Below are 23,136 nucleotides of genomic sequence, written 5' to 3' on the forward strand. Positions count from 1 at the left end.
GGTTCGGTCGCGTCGAGGAGCGTGTCGTTCGCGTCAGGGAGCGTGTCGTTCGCGTCAGGGAGCGTGTCGTGGTGCTCGTGCGCGAGCGAGGGGTCAGTCGGACGTCGGCGTCGGTCCGCCGTGGCCGCCATGGCCGTCGGTACCGCGGTTGTCGTCGCCGTCGCCTCCTGCGTCGTCGTCGGGGCTTGCGGGGTCGTGGTCGCCGTCGAGGTGCGATTGGAGGCGGTCTCTGAGTTCGCGCTGGAGGCGGTCGACGTCGTCGGCGTCGAGGTCGTGCGCGGTCGGCGAGGACCGTGAGAGCGTCGCGGAGCTGGCGGTGTCGGCGACGAGCGACGCGAGGCGACGGCGGCGCTGGAAGACGGTCGCGGTCCCGACGACGGTCTGGAGGCGATAGTAGGGGACGACGTGCGTGCGGCGCCGCCAGAAGCCGGTGCGGACGACGACGTGGTCGTCGCGGACAGCGTACCCGCGGTGCGTCCACTTGAGGTGCGCTGCCGGTGGGACGGCGAGGAGGGCGACCGCGGGCACGAACCAGAGCGTGAACGACGGGTAGAGCTGTGCGGCGCCGTACGCGACGGCGACGGCGGCGAGGACGACGAGCGAGTACCGGACCGCGTAGCGTTCGCGGGCGCGCTTGGGCGGGCGCTCCAGTTCGGGGTCGTCGTAGTCGAAGAGGTCGCCTGCGAGGTCGAGGACGCGGTCGCGCGCGGCGACCGGGACCGCGGCCTGCGTGCCGGCGTTCCCGCCGCCACCGGCGTAGCCGGCGGTCTCGACGTCGAGCGCGGCGTACCCGAGCCAGCGCATCGGCGCGGTCTCGCGGACGGTGAGCGTCTGTATCTTGTCGGTCGGTATCGACCCGGAGTACCGCTGGAGGAGGCCGCGCTCGTAGACGAGGTCGTTCCCGCGGCGACCGAGTTCGAACTCGTAGTACTCGAGGACGGCGAGCGCCGCGGAGAGGACGTACCCGCCGACGAGGACGAGCGGGCCGGCGACGCCGCCGAGGACGAAGTACTGGTCGGGCGTCATCACGTCCGGGTCGAGGCTCGCGGGGCCGCCGAACGGTTCGGCGGCGGCGAGCAGGACGTTCGTCGCGACGTCGCCGGCGAGCGGGAACCCGACGAGGACGAACAGGAGCGACCCGAGTTGGAAGTTCGTCGCGGCGAGCACGAGGAGGTCCGCGAACTTGAGCGCGAGCAGTCGGTCGTAGTCCTCCTCGTCGGTCCAGACGCCCGCGGGGTCGTTCCAGTCCTCGGCGCCGTGCGCGAGCGCGTCGTCGTGCTCGCCCTCGCGGTCGAGTGCGTCCTCGCGCCTGCCTGTCGACGTCCCGTCCCCGGTCGCGCCCGGTTCGTCGACGACCGGGTCCGCACCGGTGGCGTCGGCGTCGGTCGTCCCCGGAGCGGTCGCGTCCGCGTCGGTCGTCGCCGCGTTGGTCTCGGTCGCGTCGGTCGTCGCCGCGGTGGCGTTCGCGCCGTTGGATTCTCGGAGGCGCGCGCGGCGTTCGCGGATGCCGCGCTGGATGGCGCGCGCTTCGTCGATGTCGACGACCGAGAGCGTGGCTTCGGTCGCCCCGCCGCCGGCGGTCTCGATGCGGACGACCGCGACGTCGAACAACTGGTGCAGGACGTTCTGTTGGACGTCGACGTTCTGGATGCGTCGGATGGGGATCTCGCGTTCCGTCCGGCCGATGACGCCCTGCGCGACGTCGAACGTGTCCGGCGTGAGCTCGTAGGAGAACCGACGGTACGTGAGGTAGCCGTACGTCCCACCGATCGCGAGCCCGAGCGGTGCGAGGACGACGAGGAGGTCGGTCGCGGGCACCTGGACGCCGATGAGGTCCGGGAGGAAGTTCCCGCCGACGAACGCGAGGAACGTCGGGATGAGGAACCCGTTCACGCCGTAGGAGAGCACGCGGATGACCGCCGAGAGCGGGTGGAGGCGTTCCATCGACATGGCTAGACGGCGTCGTCGGGTTCGGCGTCGACGGCGAGTTCGCGGAGTTCGTTCCGGAGGGTGCGTGCGCGTTCGACGGTGAGGCCGGGGATGGTGACGTCGGCGCCCCGCGACCCGGCGGTGTAGACGACGACCCTGGAGATGCCGAGTGCGCGGTCCAGCGGCGTGCGCTGGGTGTCGACGTGCTGGACGCGCACGTACGGGACGGCGGTGTCGACGTGCGTGACGACGCCGCGGACGAGGTACAGCGCGTCCGATTCGAGGTCGAACCGCCAGCGGCGGTAGTGCGCGAACGCGTGTGCGACGCCGAGGACGGCGACGACGGTGAACGCGCCGACGACGAGCGGGACCTGCGGCAGCCAGTCGAGCAGGACGGTGGCGCCGTACGCGAGCGCGGCGAGGACGGCGGCGAGGATGAGCGCGCGCAGCGACCACTGCAGGCGGACGCGCTCGTGTAGCGTCTCCATACGTCGGGCGTCACGCCGGAGGGACTTGAAAACGCGTGCCTCGCGGGCGGTCTGCGCGACCGGGTCGCGTCCCCGGTCTCGCGGTCAGGTCCAGTCGTCGAGCCCGGTCTGCGTGAGTGCGTCCTCGATGCGTTCGAAGCCGCGCGCGACCTCGTCGCCGGGGACCTCCCACTCGTCGGTGACGTACGCTCGCGCGGCGTCGACGTCCGGCGTGATGGTCGTGTCGAACGCGTAGTCGCTCGTGACGTCCGGGTCGAAGAACAGCTGGCGGACGAGGTCGGCGTTCTCGACGACGACGTCCTCGTGCTCCATGACCGCCCAGAGGTCGCCGTGCTCGCGGACGGCTTTCAGGGCGGTCTTCGGGCCGTAGCCGCGGACGCCGTCGTTGAAGTCGGTGCCGCAGAGGATGGCGACGTCGACGAGCTGTTCGCGCGTGAGGTCGAGGTCGCGGAGGGTCGCTTCGAGGTCCATGCGCTCGGGGTTGCCCTTGCTCGTGAGCTGGCGGAGCGTGACGGGCGCGCCGAACAGGAGCGCGTCGTAGTCCTCGGTGCCGACGTACTCGACGTCGCCGCGCGCCGCCATGTGCGCCGCCTGCGCCTCGCCCTCCGCGGGCGCCTCTATCACGGGGACGTCGAGGAGGGAGAGGAGTTCGCGGCTCGTCTCCTGGATGACGTCCGTGAGTCGCTGCGTCGCCGAGTCGAGGCGCGCCACCTCGGCCGCGTCGCCTTCCTCGCGCGCATCCTCGAGCTGGTCCTCGAGCTGCTCGCGTTGCTCGCGGCGCTCCGCGATCTCGTCCGCTTTCAACTCGCTGGGGCCGCCGTCGAACACGAACACGGGCGTGAGGTCGTGCTCGAAGAACTTCGGCAGTCCCTGGACGATACCGACGAGGTTCGCGACCTCGTCGCCCGCCGCGGTGGTGTACACGGACTCGTTCGTGAACCGCACGGTCGTCGTCAGGTACCGGTACAGCCAGTTGTGCGCGTCCACGGCGACGACGCCCGGCTCGACCTCGCTCCAGGGGACCTCCTCGATGGTCGCGAGGTCCCGCAGGTCTGCGTTCCCCATTGTCGAGATGCCGTACGTGGCGGGGGACAAAGAGGCCGGGGTTCCGGGCTCGTGCTGGCGTCGGTCGGTCGGTGGCGTGGCTGCGCCGGGCTTCGGTCGCGCCGTCGGTGGTCCCCGGCCGGTTCCGTGCGCGAGGGTTTACGTCTAGTGTAAACCTCATTTCTCGACAGGTGAGAACTCTCGTCACGAGAACGAGCGGCACTGTGATGCTCCGAGGGCGCGTACCTCCCGCATCATGACCGCCACCACTGCGGGCCGCGTGGTCGTCCTCTCGGGCGCGAACGCGGGCATCGGGCACGGGATGCTCGAGACCCTGCTCGCGGACGGCTACCGGGTCGCGGCGCTCGACGTCGACACCGCGAACCTCGGCGCGCTCGGCGAGCAGTACGGCCAGCAACTCCGCGTCTACGAGTGCGACGTGACGAGCGACGACGCCGTCGACACCACCGTCGCGGACGTCCTCGACGCCTGGGAGCGCGTCGACGTCCTCGTGCACAACGCCGGCATCTTCAACTTCGGCCTGATGCGGGACCGGTCGCTCGCGGACACCCGCGAGGAGTTCGAGGTGAACGTCTTCGGCGCGATCAGGCTCGTGCACGCGGTCCTGCCCGGGATGCGCGAGCGCGGCGACGGTCGAATCCACCTCGTGAGCTCGGGCGTCGGTCGCGTCGGGAACCCCGGCCTGACCGGGTACGGGGCGACGAAGGGCGCCCTGGAGTCGTTCACGCACTCGCTCCGCCTCGAATTACAGAACGAGGCGGTCTCGTGTTCCGTGATGCAGCCGTCGCTCGCGCGCACCGAGAGCGCGCTCGAACTCGGGTACCCCGAGTCGATGATGGAGGACCCCGCGGTCGTCGGCCGGAAGCTCGCGCGAAAGGTGGAGTCGACGAAACCCGTCGTGTACGCCGACCTGAAGACGCGACTCGGCATCCGGTTCGCCGAACTGTTCCCGTTCGTCGTGACGCGCAGCACGCGCCGGTTCCTCGACGAGCCACCGTCCCCTGCGGCCCCGGACGGAACTGCGGCGAGCGACGACGAGCGGGACGCGCCCGATTCCGGGGACCAGGCGGTCGCGGAGGGCGTCGAGGACGACGCCACCGCGGCGGACGCCTGACCGCGCTCCCGGAACGCAAGAGGTACCTGCGGGGCGCGCGACGCGTCTCTCATGACCGACGACCCAGCGGACGGTGACGCGGACGCGTTCCGGTTCGAGACGCGGAGCATCCACGCGGGCCAAGCGCCTGACGAGGAGACGGGCGCGCTGATGACGCCAATCCACGCGAACTCGACGTACAAGCAGGACGCGCCCGGCGAGCACCGCGGGTACGAGTACTCGCGGACGGGTAACCCGACGCGGACGGACCTCGAGAACAACCTCGCGAGCCTCGAAGGCGGCGAGTACGGGCGCGCGTTCTCCTCGGGGATGGGCGCCATCAACACCGTCCTGAACCTCCTCGAATCGGGCGACCACGTCGTCACCGGCGAGGACGTCTACGGTGGCACGCACCGCATCTTCACGCAGGTGTACGAGAAGTACGACGTCGAGTTCACGTTCGTCGACATGACCGACGTCGACGAGATCGCTGCGGCGATGCAGGACAACACCGAGTTGCTGTGGTTGGAGTCGCCGACGAACCCCCTGATGAGTATCGTCGACATCGAAGCAGCGTCGGACGTCGCGCACGACCACGACGCGCTCTGCGCGATCGACAACACGTTCGCGACGCCGTACCTCCAGCGCCCCCTCGAACACGGCGCGGACATCGTGAGCCACTCGCTCACGAAGTACCTCGGCGGCCACTCGGACGTCGTCGGCGGCGCGCTCGTCACCGACGACGAGGAACTCGACGAGCAGTTCGGGTTCTACCAGAACTCCGTCGGCGCGACCCCCGGGCCGTTCGACTGCTTCCTCGTCCTCCGCGGCACCAAGTCGCTCCCGGTGCGGATGGACCGCCACTGCGAGAACGCGCGCGACCTCGCCGCGTGGCTCCACGACCACGACCACGTCGACGAGGTGTACTATCCCGGCCTCGAATCGCATCCCGGTCACGACGTCGCCGCGAAGCAGATGGACGACTTCGGCGGGATGCTGAGCTTCGAACTGGACGCGTCGCTCGCGGAGACGAGCGAGTTCGTGAGCGCGACGCAGGTGTTCACGCTCGCGGAGAGCCTCGGTGGCGTCGAGAGCCTCATCGAGCAGCCCGCGCCGATGACCCACGCCGCGATTCCCCGAGAGGAGCGCCTCGAAGCCGGGTTGACCGACGGCCTCGTTCGCGCGAGCGTCGGCATCGAGCACGTCGAAGACCTCAAAGCCGACCTCCAGCAAGCCATGGAGTACGCGCTCGACTAAGTCGACCGACTTACGGATTTCTCCCGGGGAGAATCGACGGGACCCACCACCGACGCGACCGCCGACACCACCGACGCGACCGCCGACACCACCGACGCGACCGCCGACACCACCGACACGACCGCCGACACCACCGACGCGACCGCCGACACCACCGACGCGACCGCCGACGCCACCGACGCGACCGCCGACGCCACCGACGCGACCGCCGACGCCACCGACGCGACCGCCGACGCCACCGACGCGACCGCTCCTGTAGCCGAAACCAGATGAGTACTGCACCGCGACAGCGACCGCACCGCAGCCTCGTCCTCCCCAGCCGACTCGCGAACCGGCTCCCGCCGGTCGCCGGCGCGCTCGTCCCTCGCACGCGGTCTTCGGCCGCGCCGCCCACGGACGGCGCGGCCGACGGCCCGCGCGCCAGTCGTCAGTCGAACGCTCGATTCGACGAGCCACCGGGCCGCGAGCAGCGCGCGCCGCTGGCGCGTGCTGCGAGCAGGGGGAGGGCAGGGCGCGGTGCGGTCGCGGCCGCGGTGCGTCGGGTGGGACTGCAAGGGGCGGCGCGCTCGCGGTCGCTCGGGACGTAAGCACCGCAGGTGAGCGGAGCGAGCCGAGGAGCACAGCGAGCGAGCGGCCGCGAGCGCGTCGGGGCTTGCTGGGTGTTCGCGTGTGGTCGTCACGCACTGGTGATGGGTCCCGACACCCTGAAACCGCGGCCGCGTCTCGGTGCTACGTATGCCGACGCTCATGGACACGCACATCCGGAATCGCCACATCGTGAATCCGAACGACGCGAACATCCTGGAGACCGCGCACGGGGGGAACGTGATGATGTGGATGGACGAGGTCGGGGCGATGAGCGCGATGCGGTTCGCGGGCCATCAGTGCGTGACCGCGCGCATGGACCAGACGAACTTCCGCGCGCCCATCCCGCAGGGCGACGCGGCGCTCGTCGAAGCGTACGTGTACGACGCCGGGAAGACGAGCGTGAAGGTGCGCGTGAAGGTGTTCCGCGAGAACCTCCGCACCGGCGAGACCGAGTTGACGACGGAGTCGTACATGGTGTTCGTCGCGATAGACGAGGACCGCGACCCCGCGGAGGTCCCGAAGCTCACGGTCGAGTCCGACCAGGGCGAGCGCCTCCGGCAGGAGGCTCTGGAGGGCGACAACGGGAACGGCGGGAACTGAGCGCCCCGGGACGAACCGAGGGCGTCAGGTCCGCCAGTACGAGGGCGTGAGGAGGACGAGCACGGGCACGATCTCGATGCGGCCGATCCACATAAGGAACACCATCGCGAGCTTCGTCGACCGCGGGAACGGCGCGTAGGATTCGAGCGGGCCGGCGATGCCGAACGCGGGGCCGACGTTGAAGAACGTCGCGGCGGCGGCGCTCATCGCTTCGAACTCGGTGACGTCGAGGCCGACGCGGGATGCGTCGACGACGACGTAGACCGTGGCGAGGATGAAGAACACGAGGCTGACGAGCGTGTACGCGTAGATGTCGCGGATGGTCTTCTCGTCGACGACGCTCCCGCTGAGGCGGACGGGGCGGACGACGCTCGGGTGCGCGGCCGTGAACAGGTCCCGGCGGAACGCCTTCAGGACGACGAGCCACCGGAGCGCCTTGATGGAGCACGTCGTCGACCCGGCCATGCCGCCGACGAACATCGACACGAACAGGACGTGCTTGGCGGCGGGCGACCAGAGGTTGAAGTCCGCGCTCGCGTACCCCGTCGTCGTCAGTATCGAGACCACCTGAAAGACCGCGTGCCGGACGGTCGCTTCCGTGGTCGCGAACGTCCCGTCGAGCGCGAGGACGCCGGCGACGGTCGCGGCGAAGAACGCGAGCAGGCCGACGTAGAACCGGAACTCGTCGCTCTCGCGGAGTCGAGCGAAGTCACCCTGGAGGACGAAGTACATGAGGACGAAGCTGGTCGCGCCGAGCGCCATGAACGGGATGGTCGCCCACTGGACGGCTGGGGAGAACGCGGCGAGGCTCTCGCCGCGCGGCGAGAACCCGCTCGTCGACACGGCGGTGAACGCGTGACTCACCGCGTCGAACAGCGTCATCTCGGGCGCGTGCCCGAGCCAGCGTAGCGTCATGAGGACGAGGACCATGAGCGCGGTGAGGCCGATGTAGAGCCGGTAGAGGAGGCGCGCGGTCTCGGAGATCCGGGGCGTGAGCTTGTTGACGTCGCGCGTCTGCGTCTCCGTCTCCATGAGGTGCGCGCCCCCGACGCCGAGCTGGCTGAGGACGGCGGTCGCGAGGACGAGGATGCCGAGGCCGCCGAGCCACTGGAGGACCGCGCGCCAGAGGTGGATGGCGCGCGAGTGCGTCTCGAAGTCGACGACGACGGTCGCGCCCGTGGTCGTGATGCCGCTGGTCGCCTCGAAGAGCGCGTTCGTCGGTGACGCGAGCGTCCCCTGTCCGGCGAGGACGAACGGGATGGCGCCGACGACCGCGACCGCGAGCCACGTGAGCGACACCATGAGGAACGCCTCGCGGCCGCGGAGGTTGCGCTCGTCCGCGAGCGACTCCAGCGCGACGCCGCCGACGACGGTCGCGGCCATCGTGAGGACGAACGGTGCGAGCGCGCTCCCGTCGATGACCGCGAGCGCGAGCGGGCCCGAAAGCGGCACCCAGAGCCACTTGAGGATGGTGCCGACGAGACTCACGCTGACGCGCCAATCGACGCGAACCCTCATCGACGCATCACGCTCGTTCGAGTGCCCGGGCGCGCTCGCGCCGCGTTCTTGGGAGCGTCACACCGGACACGAACCGCGTTCATGCGAGCGTCATGACGTCCTCGAGCGCGTCCGCGGCGACGAACAGGACGACGTGGTCGCCCGCGCGGATCTCGGTCTCGCCGCGCGGGACGACGAACTCGTGGTCGCGCGTGATCGCGCCCACGACCACGCCGTCGGGGAGGTCGCCGACGCTCTCGCGTATCGGGCGACCGGTGAGGACGCTGCCCGCGTCCACCTCGAACTCGACGACCTCCGCCTCGCGCCCCTCGATGAGCGAGAGGTTCTCGACACGGCCCTCCTGCGTGAACCGCACGATCTCCTCGGCCGTCGCGCGACGCGGGTTCACGGCGACGTCGACGCCGACGGCCTCGAAGAGGTGCGCGTACTCGCCGTCCTCGACGACCGCGACCGTGCGCTTCACGCCGACGTTCCGCGCGAGCAGCGCGACGAGGAGGTTCTTCTCGTCGCTGTCGGTCGCCGCGACGAGCGCGTCCGCGCGGTCGAGGCCCTCGGCGACGAGGAAGTCGACGTCCGTCGCGTCGTGCTCCATGACGAGCGCGCCCGGGAGCTCCTCGGCGAGTTCGCGAGCGCGCTCGGGGTCGCGTTCGACGAGTCGTGGCTGCACGCCGCGCTCCGCGAGGAGGCGTGCGACGTGCGCGCCGACGGCGCTCCCGCCGACGATGACGAAGTCGTCGGCCTCGTCGAGCGTCTGGTCGGGCGCGACCGTCCCCGAGAACGCCTGCACGCCCGCTGGCGTCCCGATGACGACGACCTTGTCACCGGCTTCGAGGACGGTGTCGCCGCGCGGGATGCTGACCTCGCCGTCGTGAACGACCGCGGCGAACGTCAGCGACTCGAACCGGTCGGCGTCCGCGACCGTCCGCCCGGCGACGTCGCTCTCCGCGGGCACCTGGAACTCCGCGACCTGCACGAGCCCGCTCGCGAACGGGTCGACGTCGAGCGCCCCCGGGACGCCGATGACGCGAACGATGTCCTGCGCGGTGAGGAGGTCGGTCGACACCATGACGTCCACGTCGAACGCGCCCTGGGACGCCTGCCAGGTGTCGAGGAGTTCGATGTTGCGGACGCGAGCGATCGTGAGCGGGTCGCCGAGCGTCTTCGCGGTCCCGCAGACGACGAGGTTCGTCTCGTCGCTGTCGGTGCTCGCGACGAGCAGGTCCGCGTCCTCGACGCCGGCCTCGCGGAGCGTCTCGCGGGACGCCCCGTCGCCTTCGAGCGCGAGGATGTCCATCGAGTACGTGAGTTCCTCGACGGTCGCCGGGTCGCGTTCGACGACGACGACGTCGTGGTCGGCCGAGAGGCTCGCGGCGATGTTCGACCCGACCTCGCCGGCACCGACGACGACTATCCGCACGCCATCACCCGCGACGCGAGCGTGGTCTCGTTCATCTGGTGCCTCCTACGGCTACCTGAACAAAAAGGCGTTCCCGCCTAGGGGAACCGAATCGTCTCGCTCGCGGGGTCGAGTTCGACCTCGCCGCCGATGGGGATGGGGCACGTCGGGTAGGTGTGGCCGAACTCGCAGTCGAACACGACGGGGGCGTCGGGGTTGTACCGCTCGAAGACGTCGGTGATGGCGTCCCGTTGGCGGTCGCGGTAGTCGGCGCGCCACTCGGGCGGGTTGTCCTCGAGGTGGCTGCGGGCGGCGGGGCGGCCGACGAGGACGCCGTCGAAGCGCGCGAGGAGGCCGCGTTCGCCGAGCGCGCGCAGGTTCGCGCGGACGACGTCCGGGTCGGGGATCAGTTCGCTCGTCTCGAGCGCGAGGACGGCACCGTCGAGCGCGTCGTCGTCGGGGACGTACCGGTCGGCGAGGAACTGCTCGACGAGCACCTCGTAGCACCCACCCCAGATTCGTCCGGAGACGGCGTCGTCGCCGCCGCGCCAGACGCGGCCGTCGCTCGCCTCCGTCTCGCGGGGCGTCTCGATTCCCTCTGGATCCTCCCAGTCGCCGGATTCGTCCGTGAAGACGTCCGCTTCGGTCCACGCCCCGATGCTGTCCTCGAAGAGCGCGCGACCGAGGTACTCGCGGGTGTAGTCGAACAGCTCGCCGTCCATCGCGTACTCGGTGAGCGTCGACCCGCCGTAGTACGACACCACGCCCTGGTTCCAGAGGACGGTGTGGAGGTTCGTGTTGTCGGACCAGCCGTAGAACCGCGTCGGGTTGTCGCCGAGGACGTCCGGGTCGATGTGCGGGAGGACGCGTATCTGGTCGTGGCCGCCGATGTTCGCGACGACCGCCGAGACGTCGGGGTCGCGGAACGCGTCCATGACGTCCTCGGCGCGCGCCTCGGGGTTCTCGGCGAGCCACTCGGGGTCGGCGGTCGCGGTCGGGTACTCGACGGGTTCGAGGTCGAAGACGTCGCGCATCCGCTGGAGGCCGAGTTCGTAGACGTGACTCGCTGATTCTGGGTTCGTCGACGCTGGGGCGACGACGGCGACCTGGTCGCCGCGCTCGACCGGCGGCGGGGTGACGAAGTCGGGCATACGCGAGCCGTCGTCCGCACGTTCTTTAAACATTACCTCGCCGTGCGAGATATCCACAAACGGCGGCCGGGTCCTCGTACCGAACAGCGTCGGCCCGCAGGATAACACCCCAGCGTGCCAACGGCGAGGCATGAACGTGCTCGTCCTCGGCGACCAGCTGACGACGCAGGTGGGGCCGCTCGCGGACGCGACACCCGGCGAGGACCGGGTCGTCCTCGTCGAATCGAGCGGGTTCGCGCGCCGGAAGCGCTACCACCCGCACAAGCTCGTGCTCGTGTTCGCCGCGATGCGGCACTTCCGGGACCGCCTCCGCGACCGCGGGTTCGACGTCGACTACCACCGCGTCGACTCCTTCGAGACCGGATTCCGCGAGTACCTCCGCGAGCACCCCGACGAGGACCTGGCGACGATGCGGTCCGCGAGCCACGGGTCGGGCGAGGCGCTCGTGGAGACGTTCTCGACGGCTCGCGACGCGGTCGCCGAGGACGACATCGCGGACGCAACCGCCGACCCGAGCGCGCGCCTGCTCGTCCGCGAGAACGAGACGTTCCTGTGCTCGCCCAGCGAGTTCGACGACTGGGCGGGAGGCGACGACGGCGAGATGCCGGAGTCGTTCCGCCACGAGACGTTCTACCGGTGGATGCGCGAGCGCACCGGCGTCCTCGTCGACGACGGCGACCCCGTCGGCGGCGAGTGGAACTTCGACGACGAGAACCGCGAGTTCCCCCGGCCAGAAGAGACGTTCCCGGAGCCGCCCGACCACGGCGTCCGCGACGACCCGGTCGTCCGCGAGGTCGCGGACTGGGTCGCCCAGGAGTTCGAGACGTGGCCGAACGTCGACGACGGCGACGTCATCGTCGACGGAGAGGAGGGGGAGGGAGAGACGCCCGGTGACGGCGCCGGCCTCGCGCCGTTCCGCTGGCCCGTGACGCGCGAGGGCGCGCTCGCGGAACTGGCCGCGTTCGTGAGCGAGCGCCTGCCCGCGTTCGGCCCGTACCAGGACGCGATGGTCGAGCGCTCCTGGCACCTGAACCACTCGCTGCTCTCGCCCGCCGTCAACCTCGGGCTGCTGTCCTCGCGCGAGTGCATCGACGCCGCCGTCGACGCCTACGAGGACCCGGATGCGCCCGCGGTCGACGTCGCGAGCGTCGAGGGGTTCGTCCGCCAGCTCCTGGGGTGGCGCGAGTTCGTCCGGCACGTCTACCGGCACCGGATGCCGGAGATGACCGAGGCGAACGAGCTCGACGCGACCGAGGACCTCCCCGAGCTGTACTGGTCGGGCGACACCGACATGGCGTGCATGGCGTCGGCAGTCGGGCACGTCCGCGAACGCGGGTACGCGCACCACATCGAGCGCCTGATGCTCCTCTCGAACTTCGCGACGACGTACGGCGCGGACCCCCAGGAACTGAACCGGTGGTTCCACCTCGGGTTCGTCGACGCCTACCACTGGGTGACGACGCCGAACGTCGTCGGGATGGGCACGTTCGCCAGTCCCGCGCTCTCGACGAAACCGTACGTCTCCTCGGCGAACTACGTCGGGAAGATGAGCGACCACTGCGCGAACTGCGCGTACGACCCAGACGAGACGGTGGGCGAGGACGCGTGCCCGTTCAACGCGCTCTACTGGGACTTCCTCGCCGAACACGAGGACCGCCTGCGGTCGAACCACCGGATGGGGCTCGTGTACTCGCACGTCGACCGGAAACGCGAGAACGACGACCTGGCGGCGGTCCGCGAGCGCGCGAGCGAGATACGCGAACTCGGTGCGAGCGGCGACCTCTGAGTCGGCCACAGTCGCGACTGCGGGGTCGAGCGTCGAAAAACCGGAGAATCGAGGGGCGATGCTGGGACGGCCGCGACGTCAGTCCTGCTTGTACTCCTTGCGGAACCCGCGGAACTCGCTCCGGTGGGCTTCCTCGTCGGCGAGGAGCGTCACGGCGAGGTCCTCGGTGACGGGGTCGTCGGCCTCCTCGGCGGCGTCGATGAGCGCGCGGTACGTCGCGATGGCGTCCTCCTCGGCTTCGAGAACGCCCTCGATGACCGAGAGGACGTCCGTGGAGTCCTCGGGCGGCTGGAGGCTGTGCTGGTTCGCCTCGAACTCGACGCTCCCGGGCGGCGCTTCGTCGAGTTGCTTCAGGCGCTCGCCGAGCTGCTGGGAGTGCATGAGCTCCTCCTGCACGTCGGTCTGGAGGCTCTCCTTGATCTCCTCGGCGCGTACGCCGTCGAGGACGATGGCGTTCGTCTGGTAGTTCATCACGGTCTCGATCTCGTCCTGGTACGCCTTCTTGAGGAGTCGAACGACTTCTTGATCTGCCATACTTCATGGTAGGGTCGCATCCCCCTTAACGACTCGTCCATGACACGTGTGGTGCCGGTTCGTGCGCCGCGTGCAAGCGCGACGCAGGCGGTTGCCGGCCATGCTCCGATACCCTATCTGTCACCAATAGTGGACTTCGAGCGCGTCGAGGTTGACAACCGACGGGGCTCGTGGCGCGCGCCAGCACCGATTCTGTTCGTTGTCAAGTTCTGTGCTCGCAGGAAAGTACGTCACGATAGTTCAAACGCGGTTCGACACCATACCACATGGCAGTGTCCAAGGATGTTTAAGGAGTATTCACACGCCGCCGTCCTGCGGTTTCGTGGCGTCCGACCATGGTCGCCCACGGGGCGGGGGCCGGCAAGAACTGTCTGGGCGGAACGCTTTAATACCACCTTCCCCCTGGGACGGAGTACGATGTCATCCAACGACACGTCCCGCTCTGACACCAGTCAGGGCGATCGAGTTCTTCAAGGGCACTTTGGACGCTACGACTGAAATCGACGCCGCGCGCGTCTTCGACACGACGCTGCGCGACGGTGAACAGAGTCCGCGGACTTCATTCAGCTACGAAGACAAGCGCGAGATAGCAGCGGCGCTCGACGACATGGGCACCCACGTCATCGAGGCCGGGTTCCCCGTGAACTCCGACGCGGAGTTCGAGGCCGTCCGCGACATCGCCAAGTCCACGACGGCGACGACGTGTGGACTGGCGCGCGTCGTGGACAAGGACGTCGAAGCCGCACTGGACGCCGACGTGGACATGGTCCACGTGTTCGCGAGCACGAGCGACGTCCAGATCGAGGACTCCATGCACTCGACGCGCGCGGACGTCAAGAAGCGCTCCGTCGAGGCCGTGGAGCGAGTCGCCGAATCGGGGACGACCGTGATGTTCTCCCCGATGGACGCGACGCGAACGGACGAGGACTACCTCGTCGAGATGGTCGAGGCCGTGACCGACGCCGGCGTCGACTGGATCAACATCCCCGACACGTGCGGGGTGGCGACGCCGACGCGCTTCGCCGACCTCATCGAGGTCGTGGACGCGCACACGACGGCGAACATCGACGTGCACACGCACGACGACTTCGGGCTCGCAACCGCGAACGCGCTCGCTGGCATCGAAGCGGGCGCGGACCAGGCGCAGGTGTCGGTGAACTCCATCGGGGAGCGCGCCGGGAACGCCGCGTACGAGGAGTACGTGATGGCGCTGGAGTCGCTCTACCAGGTCGACACCGGTATCGACACGACCGAGATCACGGCGCTCTCGAAGCTCGTCGAGGCGAAGTCCGGGATGGACGTCCCGGGGAACAAGCCGGTGACTGGCGCGAACGCGTTCAGTCACGAGTCCGGTATCCACGCGGCCGGCGTCATCGAGAACTCGGACACGTTCGAGCCGGGCGTGATGACGCCCGCGATGGTCGGCGCGACGCGTGAGCTCGTGATGGGCAAGCACACGGGCGCGCACAGCGTCCGCGAGCGCTTGACCGACGCCGGGTTCGAGCCGACCGACGAGGAGGTACGCGCCGTGACGCGGCGCGTGAAGGACAAGGGCGCCGACGACGAGCGCGTGACGATGCAGGACGTCGAGGCGTTCGCGCGCGAGGTCGGCGTCAGCGAAGAGGACCACGAGGAGGTCCGCGCGTGAGGACCTCGGTCCGTTCGACAGCACCCCCCGCGAGCTGGCCGTGTCGCGGCCGCGCGAGCCGTCACAGCGGTAACGATTGCACGGCCCGCAAGAGCTATACGGCCGGTCGCCTTCAGCGGGAGGTACATGCAGTCGACCGTCGCGACCGCGGGCACGCTCCTCGCCGGGAGCGGCGGTGCCGTCGTACGGACCATCGGTATTGTAGGGGCGTACTAGCCCCTCACATCCCTCTCCTTCGACCCCGCGTATCGTTCGACCATCACCACCGAGTCCGTTCGACAGCACGACGACAGATGCCCGCAGCACACACCACACACGCACGACGCACACAGTTAGCGACGCACCGATATTCGACAGCCACCACTGGGATTGCCGAGTCACGTGACCGTTCGGCGCCGACACCACGCAGCCGGGGGTGTTGCGCGTGAGCGAACGCGCGAAGGCCGCCGCCGAGGCGGACGCCGAGCCGGCGACCGACGACGCGACCTCCACGGCGAGCGACGAGCACGCCGCCGACGACGCGCCCGCGCGGACGCCGGTGACGACGGGCGCGCAGTCCGTCGTCCGGTCGCTCGAGAACGCCGGCGTCGAGCACTGCTTCGGCGTCCAGGGCGGCGCGATCATGCCCGTCTACGACGCGGTGTTCGACTCGGAGTTGACGCACTACATGATGGCGCACGAGCAGGCCGCGGCGCACGCCGCGGACGCGTACGGTATCGTCGCCGGGACGCCCGGCGTGTGCCTCGCGACCTCCGGGCCGGGGGCGACGAACCTCGTCACCGGCATCGCGGACGCGAACATGGACAGCGACCCGATGGTCGCGCTCACCGGCCAGGTCCCGACGGAGTTCGTCGGGAACGACGCGTTCCAGGAGACGGACACCACCGGCGTCACCGCGCCCATCACGAAGGACAACACGTTCGCGGCGAACTCGGACCGCGTCGGCGACGACGTCGGCGAGGCGTTCGCGCTCGCGAGCACCGGCCGACCGGGGCCGACGCTCGTCGACCTCCCGAAGGACGTCACGCAGGGCGAGACCGACCGCGAGCCCGGGCCGGCGACGCCCCCGGACACGTACCACGTCCAGGAGCGCGCCCCCGCGGACGCGGTGCAGGACGCCGCGCGCACCATCGAGGACTCGAACGAACCCGTGCTCCTCATCGGCGGTGGCGTCATCAAAGGCGAAGCGACCGAAGAGGCCCGCGCGTTCGCGAAGGACTACGAGATCCCGGTCGTCACGACGATGCCGGCGCTCGGGTCGTTCCCCGAGGACCACGAGCTGAGCCTCGAGATGGGCGGCATGCACGGCACGGGGTACGCGAACATGGCGCTCACGCACACCGACTGCCTCGTCGCGGTCGGCTGTCGGTTCGACGACCGACTGACGGGCGGTATCGAGACGTTCGCGCCCGACGCCGAGGTCGTCCACATCGACATCGACCCCGCGGAGATAAGCAAGAACGTCGAGGCCGACCATCCGCTCATCGGTGACGCGGCGACCGTCCTCACGCAACTCGACGCGGCGATGGACGAGCAGCCGTCGGCGACGAAGTGGCGCGCCACCTGCAAGCAGTGGCAGTCCGAGTACCCGATGGAGTACGCCGCGCCCGCCGACGAACCCCTGAAACCGCAGTTCGTCGTCGAGGCGTACGACGCCGCGACGAGCGACGACGCCATCGTCACGACCGGCGTCGGCCAGCACCAGATGTGGGCGGCGCAGTACTGGACGTACACCGAACCCCGTACCTGGGTCTCCAGTCACGGCCTCGGCACGATGGGGTACGGGCTGCCCGCCGCCATCGGCGCGCGCATCGCCGCCGACGCGGAAGGGAAGGAGGACGCGGCCGTCGTCTCGTTCGAAGGCGACGGGTCGTTCCTGATGACGATGCAGGAGCTCGCGGTCGCGGTCCGCGAGAACCTCGACGTCACGGTCGCGGTCCTGAACAACGAGTACATCGGGATGGTCCGCCAGTGGCAGGACGCGTTCTTCGACGGCCGGCACGCCGCCAGCGAGTACGGCTGGTGCCCGGACTTCGCGACGCTCGCCGAAGGGTTCGGCGCGAAGGGCATCACGGTCGACGACTACGACGAGGTCGCCGACGCCGTCGAGGAATCCATCGCGTACGACGGCCCGGCGGTCGTCGACTTCCACGTCGACCCCGGCGAGAACGTCTACCCGATGGTTCCGAGCGGCGGCGACAACGGCCAGTTCGCGCTGGAGGCTGATCAGTTATGAGCGACGACGAGACGACAGCGGACGAGGAATCGACCGACCCGGCGACGGCGAGCGACGACGGGACGACGCCGACGCCGACGAACCACGACGACATGGTGCCGATGGCGCGCGCCGACCACCAGCGCGAGGGGCTCGCCGGGCCGACGCCCGACGAGCGCCCGCGCCCGCAGGGCCGGCGTAACAAGCAAGGCATCCGCGTCGACCCGGAGGTCGAGGCGGAGCGCGAGCCGCGGCGCGCGGTCATCAGCGTGCTCGTCGCGCACGAGCCCGGCGTGCTGTCGGAGGTGTCGAGCCTCTTCAGTCGCCGCCAGTTCAACATCGAGAGCCTGACCGTCGGTGCGACGGACGACCCGGAGCGCGCGCGCATCACGGTCGTCGTCGAGGAGCCCGACCCGGGCATCGACCAGGTCGAGAAGCAACTGCGGAAGCTCATCCCCGTCATCTCGGTGCGCGAGCTCGACCCCGACGCGGTGCGTCGAGAGCTCGCGATCATCAAGGTCGACGCGGCGGACCCGAGCGAGGTCGCCGCGGTCGCGGACATGTACGACGCGCGGACGGTCGACGCGTCCCGGGAGACGGTGACCGTCGAGGTCACGGGCTCCAGACAGAAGATCGAGGGCGCGATCGACACGCTCGGCCAGTTCGGCGTCCGCGAGATAACGCGGACGGGAACGGCCGCGCAGGCCCGGGGCACGGACAGCACGGCCGGGACGCCACCGACGGAGACGACCGGACAGACGGAGGCGGCGGCGGCAGCCACCGACGGCGGCGAACCCGTCGACGGCGCCGACGCGAGCGACGACGGCGAACCGAAAGACGGAACGGCGGACGACGCAACCACGGAGCAAGCATGACAGACGACGATTTCAGTACGACGGTGTACTACGACGACGACGCTGACGAATCGTACCTCCAATCGAAGACGGTCGCGGTACTCGGGTACGGGAGCCAGGGGCACGCGCACGCGCTGAACCTCCACGAGAGCGGGTTCGACGTCGTGGTCGGCCTCCGCGAGTCCTCGGACTCGTGGCCGGTCGCCGAAGAGGACGGCCTGGACGTGGCGACGCCGCGCGAGGCCGCGGCGCAAGCGGACGTGGTGAGTATCCTCGTTCCGGACACCGTCCAGCCCGCGGTGTTCGAGGAGATAGAGCCCGCGCTCGACGAAGGCGACACGGTCCAGTTCGCGCACGGGTTCAACGTGCACTACAATCAGATCCGGCCGCCGGAGGACGTCGACGTGACGCTCGTCGCTCCGAAGTCGCCCGGCCACATCGTGCGCCGGAACTACGAGCGCGACGAGGGGACGCCCGGCCTGCTCGCGGTCTACCAGGACGCGACCGGGGAAGCCGCACAGGAAGCGCTGGCGTACGCGAAAGGTATCGGGTGCACGCGAGCGGGCGTCATCGAGACGACGTTCGCCGAGGAGACGGAGACGGACCTGTTCGGCGAGCAAGCCGTGCTCTGTGGCGGCGTCACGTCGCTCGTCAAGCAAGGGTTCGAGACGATGGTCGACGCCGGATACAGCCCGGAGATGGCGTACTTCGAGGTCCTGAACGAGCTCAAGCTCATCGTCGACCTGATGTACGAGGACGGACTCGGCGGGATGTGGCACTCCGTGAGCTACACCGCGGAGTACGGTGGCCTGACGCGCGGCGACCGCGTGGTCGACGAGGACGTCCGCGAGAACATGGAGGAGATCCTGGAGGAGGTCCAGAACGGCGAGTTCGCTCGCGAGTGGATCCTCGAGAACCAGGCCGGCCGCCCGAAGTTCGACCAGCTCGTGCAGGCCGAGGAGGACCACGAGATAGAGGCGGTCGGTGAGGACCTCCGCGCGCTGTTCTCCTGGAGCGAGGACGACGAGAGCGACGAGCAGGAATCAGAGCCGGCTGCCGCGGACGACTGACGCGGGAACCCACACGACACGACATATTTCAATGACCGATACCCGACGAGACACCGACGACGAATCGACCCCGATGCGCGACGTCAGCCACACGAACCCCTACACGAACGAGTCGATGGGGTCCGTGTTCGAGCACGGCGTCACCATCGTCGCCGACGGCGGGCGACGCGACGCCGTCGACGACGCGGCGTCACCGACCGAGGACGCGGACGCCGACGGTGCTGCTGGCGACGCAGACGCGGACGCCGACGCTCCGGCCGGCGATGCGGACGATCGCGACGACGACGCGACACCGATGAAGGACGTATCGCACGAGGCCCCGGACGGGGGCCACGGGAACCGGATGTTCGAGCGCGTCGGCGACACGGCCGACGTCGTCGACGAAGAATGAGCGAGGGCACGCTCTACGACGCGGTCTGGGAACGCCACCGGGTTGATACGCTCCCGACCGGCCAGGACCAGCTGTTCGTGGGGCTGCACCTCGTGCACGAGGTGACGAGCCCGCAGGCGTTCGGGATGCTCGAGGAGCGCGACATGGAGGTCGCGTATCCGGAGTTGACGCACGCGACGGTCGACCACATCGTCCCGACCGCGGACCAGTCGCGGCCGTTCGACGACGACGCCGCGGAGACGATGATGACCGAACTGGAGGCGAACGTCCGCGAGGCCGGTATCGACTTCTCGCATCCGGACACGGGCGACCAGGGCATCGTGCACGTCGTCGGCCCCGAGCAGGGCCTCACCCAGCCCGGGAAGACCATCGTCTGCGGTGACTCGCACACGAGCACGCACGGCGCGTTCGGCGCGCTCGCGTTCGGCATCGGGACGAGCCAGATTCGGGACGTGCTCGCGACCGGGTGTATCGCGATGGAGAAGCAGGACGTCCGCCGCATCGAAGTCACCGGGGACCTCGGCGACGGCGTCGAGGCGAAGGACGTCATCCTCCAGATCATCCGCAAGCTCGGCACGGACGGCGGCGTCGGGTACGTCTACGAGTACGGCGGGCCCGCCGTCGAGTCTCTCGGGATGGAGGGCCGGATGAGCATCTGCAACATGAGCGTCGAGGGCGGCGCTCGCGCCGGCTACGTGAACCCCGACGAGACGACGTACGAGTTCCTGGAGGGCCGCGACCGCGTCCCGGATGGCGAGGACTTCGAGGACCTCAAAGCGTACTGGGAGTCCATCCGCTCCGCGGACGACGCGACGTACGACGACGTCGTGGAGATAGACGGGGACGCGCTCGCGCCGATGGTGACGTGGGGCACCACCCCGGGACAGGGCGTCGGCGTCGACGAACCCATCCCGGCGCCCGAGGACCTGCCCGCGGACAAGCAGGACACCGCGCGGCGCGCACAGGAGCACATGGACGTCGAGCCCGGCGACACCATGCAGGGCTACGAGGTCGACGTCACGTTCCTCGGCTCGTGTACGAACGCGCGACTCCCGGACCTCCGCAGAGCGGCGAGCGTCGTCGCGGGCCGCGAGGTCCACGAGGACGTCCGCGCGCTCGTCGTCCCCGGCAGCCAGCGCGTCCAGAAGGCCGCCGAAGAGGAAGGGCTCGCGGACGTGTTCCGCGACGCCGGCTTCGAGTGGCGGAACGCCGGCTGCTCGATGTGCCTCGGGATGAACGAGGACCAACTGGAAGGCGACGAAGCCTGTGCGAGCTCGTCGAACCGGAACTTCGTCGGCCGCATGGGGTCGAAAGAGGGGAAGACGATCCTCATGAACCCGCAGATGGTCGCCGCCGCGGCCATCCACGGCGAGGTGACTGACGTCCGCGACGTCGACCGCGTCGACCCCGAGGAGGTGACCGAGGCATGACCGGCGGCGAAAGCGACGGGAGCGACGGGCCGGCGGAGATCGTCGAGCACGTCTCCGGGACGGGCGTCCCCATCCGCGGGAACGACATCGACACGGACCAGATCATTCCCGCGCGCTTCCTGAAGGTCGTGACGTTCGACGGCCTCGGGCAGTTCGCGTTCTTCGACCAGCGGTTCACGGACGACGACGAGGAGAAAGCGCACCCGATGAACGAGGAGCGGTTCCGGTCGGGGAGCGTGATGGTCACGAACAAGAACTTCGGCTGCGGGAGCTCGCGCGAGCACGCGCCCCAGGCGCTGATGCGGTGGGGTATCGACGCGCTCGTCGGCGAGAGCTTCGCGGAGATCTTCGCGGGGAACTGCCTCGCGCTCGGCATCCCGACGGTCACCGCGGACGAGGCGACCGTCGAGGACCTCCAGGACTGGGTGGACGCGAACCCGAACGGTAGTATCGACGTGGACGTCGCCGCGGAGACGGTGACGTACGGCGAGACGACCGTGGACGTGACCGTCGACGACGCCCAGCGGACGGCGCTCGTCGACGGCGTCTGGGACACCACCGCGCTCATGGCGAGCAACGCGAGCGCGGTCGCGGACACCGCCGAGTCGCTCCCGTACGTCGACGACGACGTCGTCGCGAACGCCCGCGCTCGCATCGACGCCGCCAGTGGTGAGGACGCGTGAGCGCGGACCGCATCGCGGTCGTCCCCGGCGACGGCATCGGCCAGGAGGTCGTCCCGGTCGCCGTGGACGTCCTCGACGCCGTCGGGAACTTCGAGTTCGTGCACGCGAACGCCGGCGACGCGGTCGCCGCGGAGACCGGCGACCCGCTCCCGGACGCGACCTACGAGACGGTCGCTGACGCTGACGCGACGATATTCGGAGCCGCGGGCGACACCGCCGCGGACGTCGTGCTCCCGCTCCGCGAGGCAGTGGGTTCGTTCGCGAACGTGCGCCCGGCGCGCGCGTATCCGGGCGTGGACGCCCTCCAACCGGAGACGGACCTCGTGTTCGTCCGCGAGAACACCGAGGGCGTCTACGCGGGTATCGAGGACGAGATCACCGAGGGCGTGTCGACGCTCACCCGGGTCGTCACCGACGACGCCTCCCGGGACATCGCCGAGTTCGGGTTCGACTACGCGGTCGAGAACGGCTACGACGACGTCACGGTCGCGCACAAGGCGAACGTGATGCGCGAGACCGACGGTCGATTCCTCGACCGGTGCCGCGAGGTCGCCCGCGAACACCCCGATATCGACGAGAGCGAGGTCGACGAGGCGCTCATGGACGCGCTCGCGATGCACCTCGTGCAGCGCCCGACCGACTACGGCGTCGTCGTCTGTCCGAACCTCGCCGGCGACGTCCTCTCGGACCTCGCCGCCGGCCTCGTCGGCGGCCTCGGACTGCTGCCGAGCGCGAACGTCGGCCGCGAGAACGGGCTCTTCGAGCCCGTACACGGGAGCGCGCCCGACATCGCCGGCGACGGCGTCGCGAACCCGAGCGCGACCGTGCTCTCAGCGGCGATGCTGCTCGAACACCTCGGCTACGACGAGGAAGCAGGGCGCGTCCGCGACGCCGTCGAATCCGTCCTCGAAGCCGGGCCGCGCACGCCCGACCTCGGCGGCGACGCCACCACCGACGACGTCGGGAACGCCATCCTAGACGAACTCTAAGCGACCCGAACGCGACACGCGCACGGTTCCGGACGCCCCACACCGCCCCGTCGGACGCTCCCCCCGGGAGCCAACGAGGTTCGGGACGACACATTCCCGTGACGAACGCCACGGTCCAGACGGGATGACGGACCACGCAAGCGACCAAGTCGAGTCGGACAGCCCGAACCACGTCCACGACCGGTTCGAGACCGAACTCTCCTTCCCCGCCACTCACAGCGACGTCCTCGACACCGTCGGAGACGTCGAGATCGACCCACCCAACGGTGACCCCGTCGTCGTCGCGACCGTCCTCGAACGAACCGACGAAGAAGCGTACGAGACCGCCACCGCGCTCCACGAGACCGTGCTCGCGAACCTCGACGACGACCACATCGGCCGCAAGCACTACGACGACCGCGCCGCCAACCCGTCGCGCAACGACGAGGTCTCCATCTGACGGCGACGCGTT

Annotated in this window: 21 protein-coding genes; 13 read left to right on the forward strand and 8 right to left on the reverse strand. The window is 69.7% G+C overall.

The window, feature by feature from the left end:
- Nucleotides 1-93 precede the first annotated feature (93 nt).
- The 3 genes from ACZ48X_RS05710 to fen all read right to left on the reverse strand — a co-directional run bounded on the left by ACZ48X_RS05710 (nt 94) and on the right by fen (nt 3,482).
- Nucleotides 94-1,950 carry a PH domain-containing protein gene (locus tag ACZ48X_RS05710; protein ID WP_336350072.1) on the reverse strand — a complete coding sequence of 619 codons (1,857 nt, stop codon included), beginning with the start codon at nt 1,948-1,950 and terminating at the stop codon, nt 94-96.
- 2 nt (nt 1,951-1,952) lie between these two features.
- On the reverse strand, nt 1,953-2,417 hold the full coding sequence (locus ACZ48X_RS05715) for a PH domain-containing protein (protein WP_336350071.1): 465 nt from the start codon (nt 2,415-2,417) through the stop codon (nt 1,953-1,955).
- Between the two features lie 84 nt (nt 2,418-2,501).
- Nucleotides 2,502-3,482 carry a flap endonuclease-1 gene (gene fen / locus ACZ48X_RS05720; RefSeq protein ID WP_336350070.1) on the reverse strand — a complete coding sequence of 327 codons (981 nt, stop codon included), beginning with the start codon at nt 3,480-3,482 and terminating at the stop codon, nt 2,502-2,504.
- Nucleotides 3,483-3,717: 235 nt separating this feature from the next.
- Between fen and ACZ48X_RS05725 the strand changes: the two genes are divergently transcribed.
- Together ACZ48X_RS05725 and ACZ48X_RS05730 are read left to right on the forward strand one after the other, a co-directional pair.
- On the forward strand, nt 3,718-4,596 hold the full coding sequence (locus tag ACZ48X_RS05725) for an SDR family NAD(P)-dependent oxidoreductase (protein ID WP_336350069.1): 879 nt from the start codon (nt 3,718-3,720) through the stop codon (nt 4,594-4,596).
- A 51-nt stretch (nt 4,597-4,647) separates the two neighbouring features.
- Nucleotides 4,648-5,832, forward strand: coding sequence for a cystathionine gamma-synthase (locus tag ACZ48X_RS05730; protein WP_336350068.1), 1,185 nt, complete (start codon nt 4,648-4,650; stop codon nt 5,830-5,832).
- Here the strand turns inward: ACZ48X_RS05730 and ACZ48X_RS05735 are convergent.
- Nucleotides 5,829-6,071: a hypothetical protein gene (locus tag ACZ48X_RS05735; RefSeq protein ID WP_464379834.1), complete on the reverse strand. Its 243-nt coding sequence runs from the start codon at nt 6,069-6,071 to the stop codon at nt 5,829-5,831. The two genes, ACZ48X_RS05730 and ACZ48X_RS05735, sit on opposite strands and share 4 nt — an antisense overlap.
- Before the next feature lie 496 nt (nt 6,072-6,567).
- Here ACZ48X_RS05735 and ACZ48X_RS05740 point away from each other — a divergent pair, with 496 nt between their 5' ends.
- Nucleotides 6,568-7,020, forward strand: coding sequence for an acyl-CoA thioesterase (locus ACZ48X_RS05740; protein WP_336350066.1), 453 nt, complete (start codon nt 6,568-6,570; stop codon nt 7,018-7,020).
- A 24-nt stretch (nt 7,021-7,044) separates the two neighbouring features.
- Here ACZ48X_RS05740 and ACZ48X_RS05745 read toward each other — a convergent pair whose 3' ends face one another.
- The 3 genes from ACZ48X_RS05745 to ACZ48X_RS05755 all read right to left on the reverse strand — a co-directional run bounded on the left by ACZ48X_RS05745 (nt 7,045) and on the right by ACZ48X_RS05755 (nt 11,085).
- A complete protein-coding gene (locus tag ACZ48X_RS05745) occupies nt 7,045-8,538 on the reverse strand; it encodes a TrkH family potassium uptake protein (RefSeq protein ID WP_336350065.1) in 1,494 nt (497 codons plus the stop codon).
- Between the two features lie 79 nt (nt 8,539-8,617).
- A complete protein-coding gene (gene trkA / locus ACZ48X_RS05750) occupies nt 8,618-9,955 on the reverse strand; it encodes a Trk system potassium transporter TrkA (protein WP_336350064.1) in 1,338 nt (445 codons plus the stop codon).
- Between the two features lie 77 nt (nt 9,956-10,032).
- Nucleotides 10,033-11,085 carry a S66 family peptidase gene (locus ACZ48X_RS05755; protein WP_336350063.1) on the reverse strand — a complete coding sequence of 351 codons (1,053 nt, stop codon included), beginning with the start codon at nt 11,083-11,085 and terminating at the stop codon, nt 10,033-10,035.
- Nucleotides 11,086-11,215: 130 nt separating this feature from the next.
- On the opposite strand from ACZ48X_RS05755, the gene ACZ48X_RS05760 reads away from it, so the two are divergent.
- On the forward strand, nt 11,216-12,871 hold the full coding sequence (locus tag ACZ48X_RS05760) for a cryptochrome/photolyase family protein (protein WP_336350062.1): 1,656 nt from the start codon (nt 11,216-11,218) through the stop codon (nt 12,869-12,871).
- Nucleotides 12,872-12,949: 78 nt separating this feature from the next.
- On the opposite strand, the gene ACZ48X_RS05765 is transcribed toward ACZ48X_RS05760, so the two are convergent.
- Nucleotides 12,950-13,405 carry a ferritin-like domain-containing protein gene (locus tag ACZ48X_RS05765; RefSeq protein ID WP_336350061.1) on the reverse strand — a complete coding sequence of 152 codons (456 nt, stop codon included), beginning with the start codon at nt 13,403-13,405 and terminating at the stop codon, nt 12,950-12,952.
- 442 nt (nt 13,406-13,847) lie between these two features.
- On the opposite strand from ACZ48X_RS05765, the gene ACZ48X_RS05770 reads away from it, so the two are divergent.
- The 9 genes from ACZ48X_RS05770 to ACZ48X_RS05810 all read left to right on the forward strand — a co-directional run bounded on the left by ACZ48X_RS05770 (nt 13,848) and on the right by ACZ48X_RS05810 (nt 23,124).
- A complete protein-coding gene (locus ACZ48X_RS05770) occupies nt 13,848-15,053 on the forward strand; it encodes a homocitrate synthase/isopropylmalate synthase family protein (protein ID WP_336351106.1) in 1,206 nt (401 codons plus the stop codon).
- Between the two features lie 424 nt (nt 15,054-15,477).
- Nucleotides 15,478-17,289 carry a biosynthetic-type acetolactate synthase large subunit gene (gene ilvB / locus ACZ48X_RS05775; protein ID WP_336350060.1) on the forward strand — a complete coding sequence of 604 codons (1,812 nt, stop codon included), beginning with the start codon at nt 15,478-15,480 and terminating at the stop codon, nt 17,287-17,289.
- 101 nt (nt 17,290-17,390) lie between these two features.
- Complete coding sequence (gene ilvN / locus ACZ48X_RS05780; RefSeq protein WP_379762521.1) at nt 17,391-18,143, forward strand: acetolactate synthase small subunit; 753 nt, start codon at nt 17,391-17,393, stop codon at nt 18,141-18,143.
- The gene (gene ilvC, locus ACZ48X_RS05785) at nt 18,140-19,192 is read left to right on the forward strand and encodes a ketol-acid reductoisomerase (RefSeq protein WP_336350059.1); all 1,053 of its coding nucleotides are present in this window, start codon (nt 18,140-18,142) and stop codon (nt 19,190-19,192) included. The genes ilvN and ilvC overlap by 4 nt, the downstream gene beginning before the upstream one ends.
- A 31-nt stretch (nt 19,193-19,223) precedes the next feature.
- Entirely contained in the window at nt 19,224-19,583 is a 360-nt protein-coding gene (locus tag ACZ48X_RS05790) for a hypothetical protein (RefSeq protein WP_336350058.1), read from the forward strand.
- A complete protein-coding gene (gene leuC, locus ACZ48X_RS05795) occupies nt 19,580-21,013 on the forward strand; it encodes a 3-isopropylmalate dehydratase large subunit (protein WP_336350057.1) in 1,434 nt (477 codons plus the stop codon). The genes ACZ48X_RS05790 and leuC overlap by 4 nt, the downstream gene beginning before the upstream one ends.
- Entirely contained in the window at nt 21,010-21,696 is a 687-nt protein-coding gene (gene leuD / locus ACZ48X_RS05800) for a 3-isopropylmalate dehydratase small subunit (RefSeq protein ID WP_336350056.1), read from the forward strand. Before leuC ends, leuD begins: the two co-directional genes overlap by 4 nt.
- Nucleotides 21,693-22,685, forward strand: coding sequence for an isocitrate/isopropylmalate dehydrogenase family protein (locus tag ACZ48X_RS05805; RefSeq protein ID WP_336350055.1), 993 nt, complete (start codon nt 21,693-21,695; stop codon nt 22,683-22,685). The genes leuD and ACZ48X_RS05805 overlap by 4 nt, the downstream gene beginning before the upstream one ends.
- Nucleotides 22,686-22,809: 124 nt before the next feature.
- The gene (locus ACZ48X_RS05810) at nt 22,810-23,124 is read left to right on the forward strand and encodes a DUF5789 family protein (protein ID WP_336350054.1); all 315 of its coding nucleotides are present in this window, start codon (nt 22,810-22,812) and stop codon (nt 23,122-23,124) included.
- The last annotated feature ends 12 nt before the right edge of the window (nt 23,125-23,136 follow it).

The organism is Halorubellus litoreus, from assembly GCF_055378595.1.

What these genes read in the sequence shown, in the direction of transcription:
- ACZ48X_RS05710 (WP_336350072.1), bottom strand. Translation starts at nt 1,950, where the DNA reads ATGTCGATGGAACGCCTCCACCCGCTCTCGGCGGTCATCCGCGTGCTC.
- ACZ48X_RS05715 (WP_336350071.1), bottom strand. Translation starts at nt 2,417, where the DNA reads ATGGAGACGCTACACGAGCGCGTCCGCCTGCAGTGGTCGCTGCGCGCG.
- fen (WP_336350070.1), bottom strand. Translation starts at nt 3,482, where the DNA reads ATGGGGAACGCAGACCTGCGGGACCTCGCGACCATCGAGGAGGTCCCC.
- ACZ48X_RS05725 (WP_336350069.1), top strand. Translation starts at nt 3,718, where the DNA reads ATGACCGCCACCACTGCGGGCCGCGTGGTCGTCCTCTCGGGCGCGAAC.
- ACZ48X_RS05730 (WP_336350068.1), top strand. Translation starts at nt 4,648, where the DNA reads ATGACCGACGACCCAGCGGACGGTGACGCGGACGCGTTCCGGTTCGAG.
- ACZ48X_RS05740 (WP_336350066.1), top strand. Translation starts at nt 6,568, where the DNA reads ATGCCGACGCTCATGGACACGCACATCCGGAATCGCCACATCGTGAAT.
- ACZ48X_RS05745 (WP_336350065.1), bottom strand. Translation starts at nt 8,538, where the DNA reads ATGAGGGTTCGCGTCGATTGGCGCGTCAGCGTGAGTCTCGTCGGCACC.
- ACZ48X_RS05755 (WP_336350063.1), bottom strand. Translation starts at nt 11,085, where the DNA reads ATGCCCGACTTCGTCACCCCGCCGCCGGTCGAGCGCGGCGACCAGGTC.
- ACZ48X_RS05760 (WP_336350062.1), top strand. Translation starts at nt 11,216, where the DNA reads ATGAACGTGCTCGTCCTCGGCGACCAGCTGACGACGCAGGTGGGGCCG.
- ACZ48X_RS05765 (WP_336350061.1), bottom strand. Translation starts at nt 13,405, where the DNA reads ATGGCAGATCAAGAAGTCGTTCGACTCCTCAAGAAGGCGTACCAGGAC.
- ilvN (WP_379762521.1), top strand. Translation starts at nt 17,391, where the DNA reads ATGGCGCGCGCCGACCACCAGCGCGAGGGGCTCGCCGGGCCGACGCCC.
- ilvC (WP_336350059.1), top strand. Translation starts at nt 18,140, where the DNA reads ATGACAGACGACGATTTCAGTACGACGGTGTACTACGACGACGACGCT.
- ACZ48X_RS05790 (WP_336350058.1), top strand. Translation starts at nt 19,224, where the DNA reads ATGACCGATACCCGACGAGACACCGACGACGAATCGACCCCGATGCGC.
- leuC (WP_336350057.1), top strand. Translation starts at nt 19,580, where the DNA reads ATGAGCGAGGGCACGCTCTACGACGCGGTCTGGGAACGCCACCGGGTT.
- leuD (WP_336350056.1), top strand. Translation starts at nt 21,010, where the DNA reads ATGACCGGCGGCGAAAGCGACGGGAGCGACGGGCCGGCGGAGATCGTC.
- ACZ48X_RS05810 (WP_336350054.1), top strand. Translation starts at nt 22,810, where the DNA reads ATGACGGACCACGCAAGCGACCAAGTCGAGTCGGACAGCCCGAACCAC.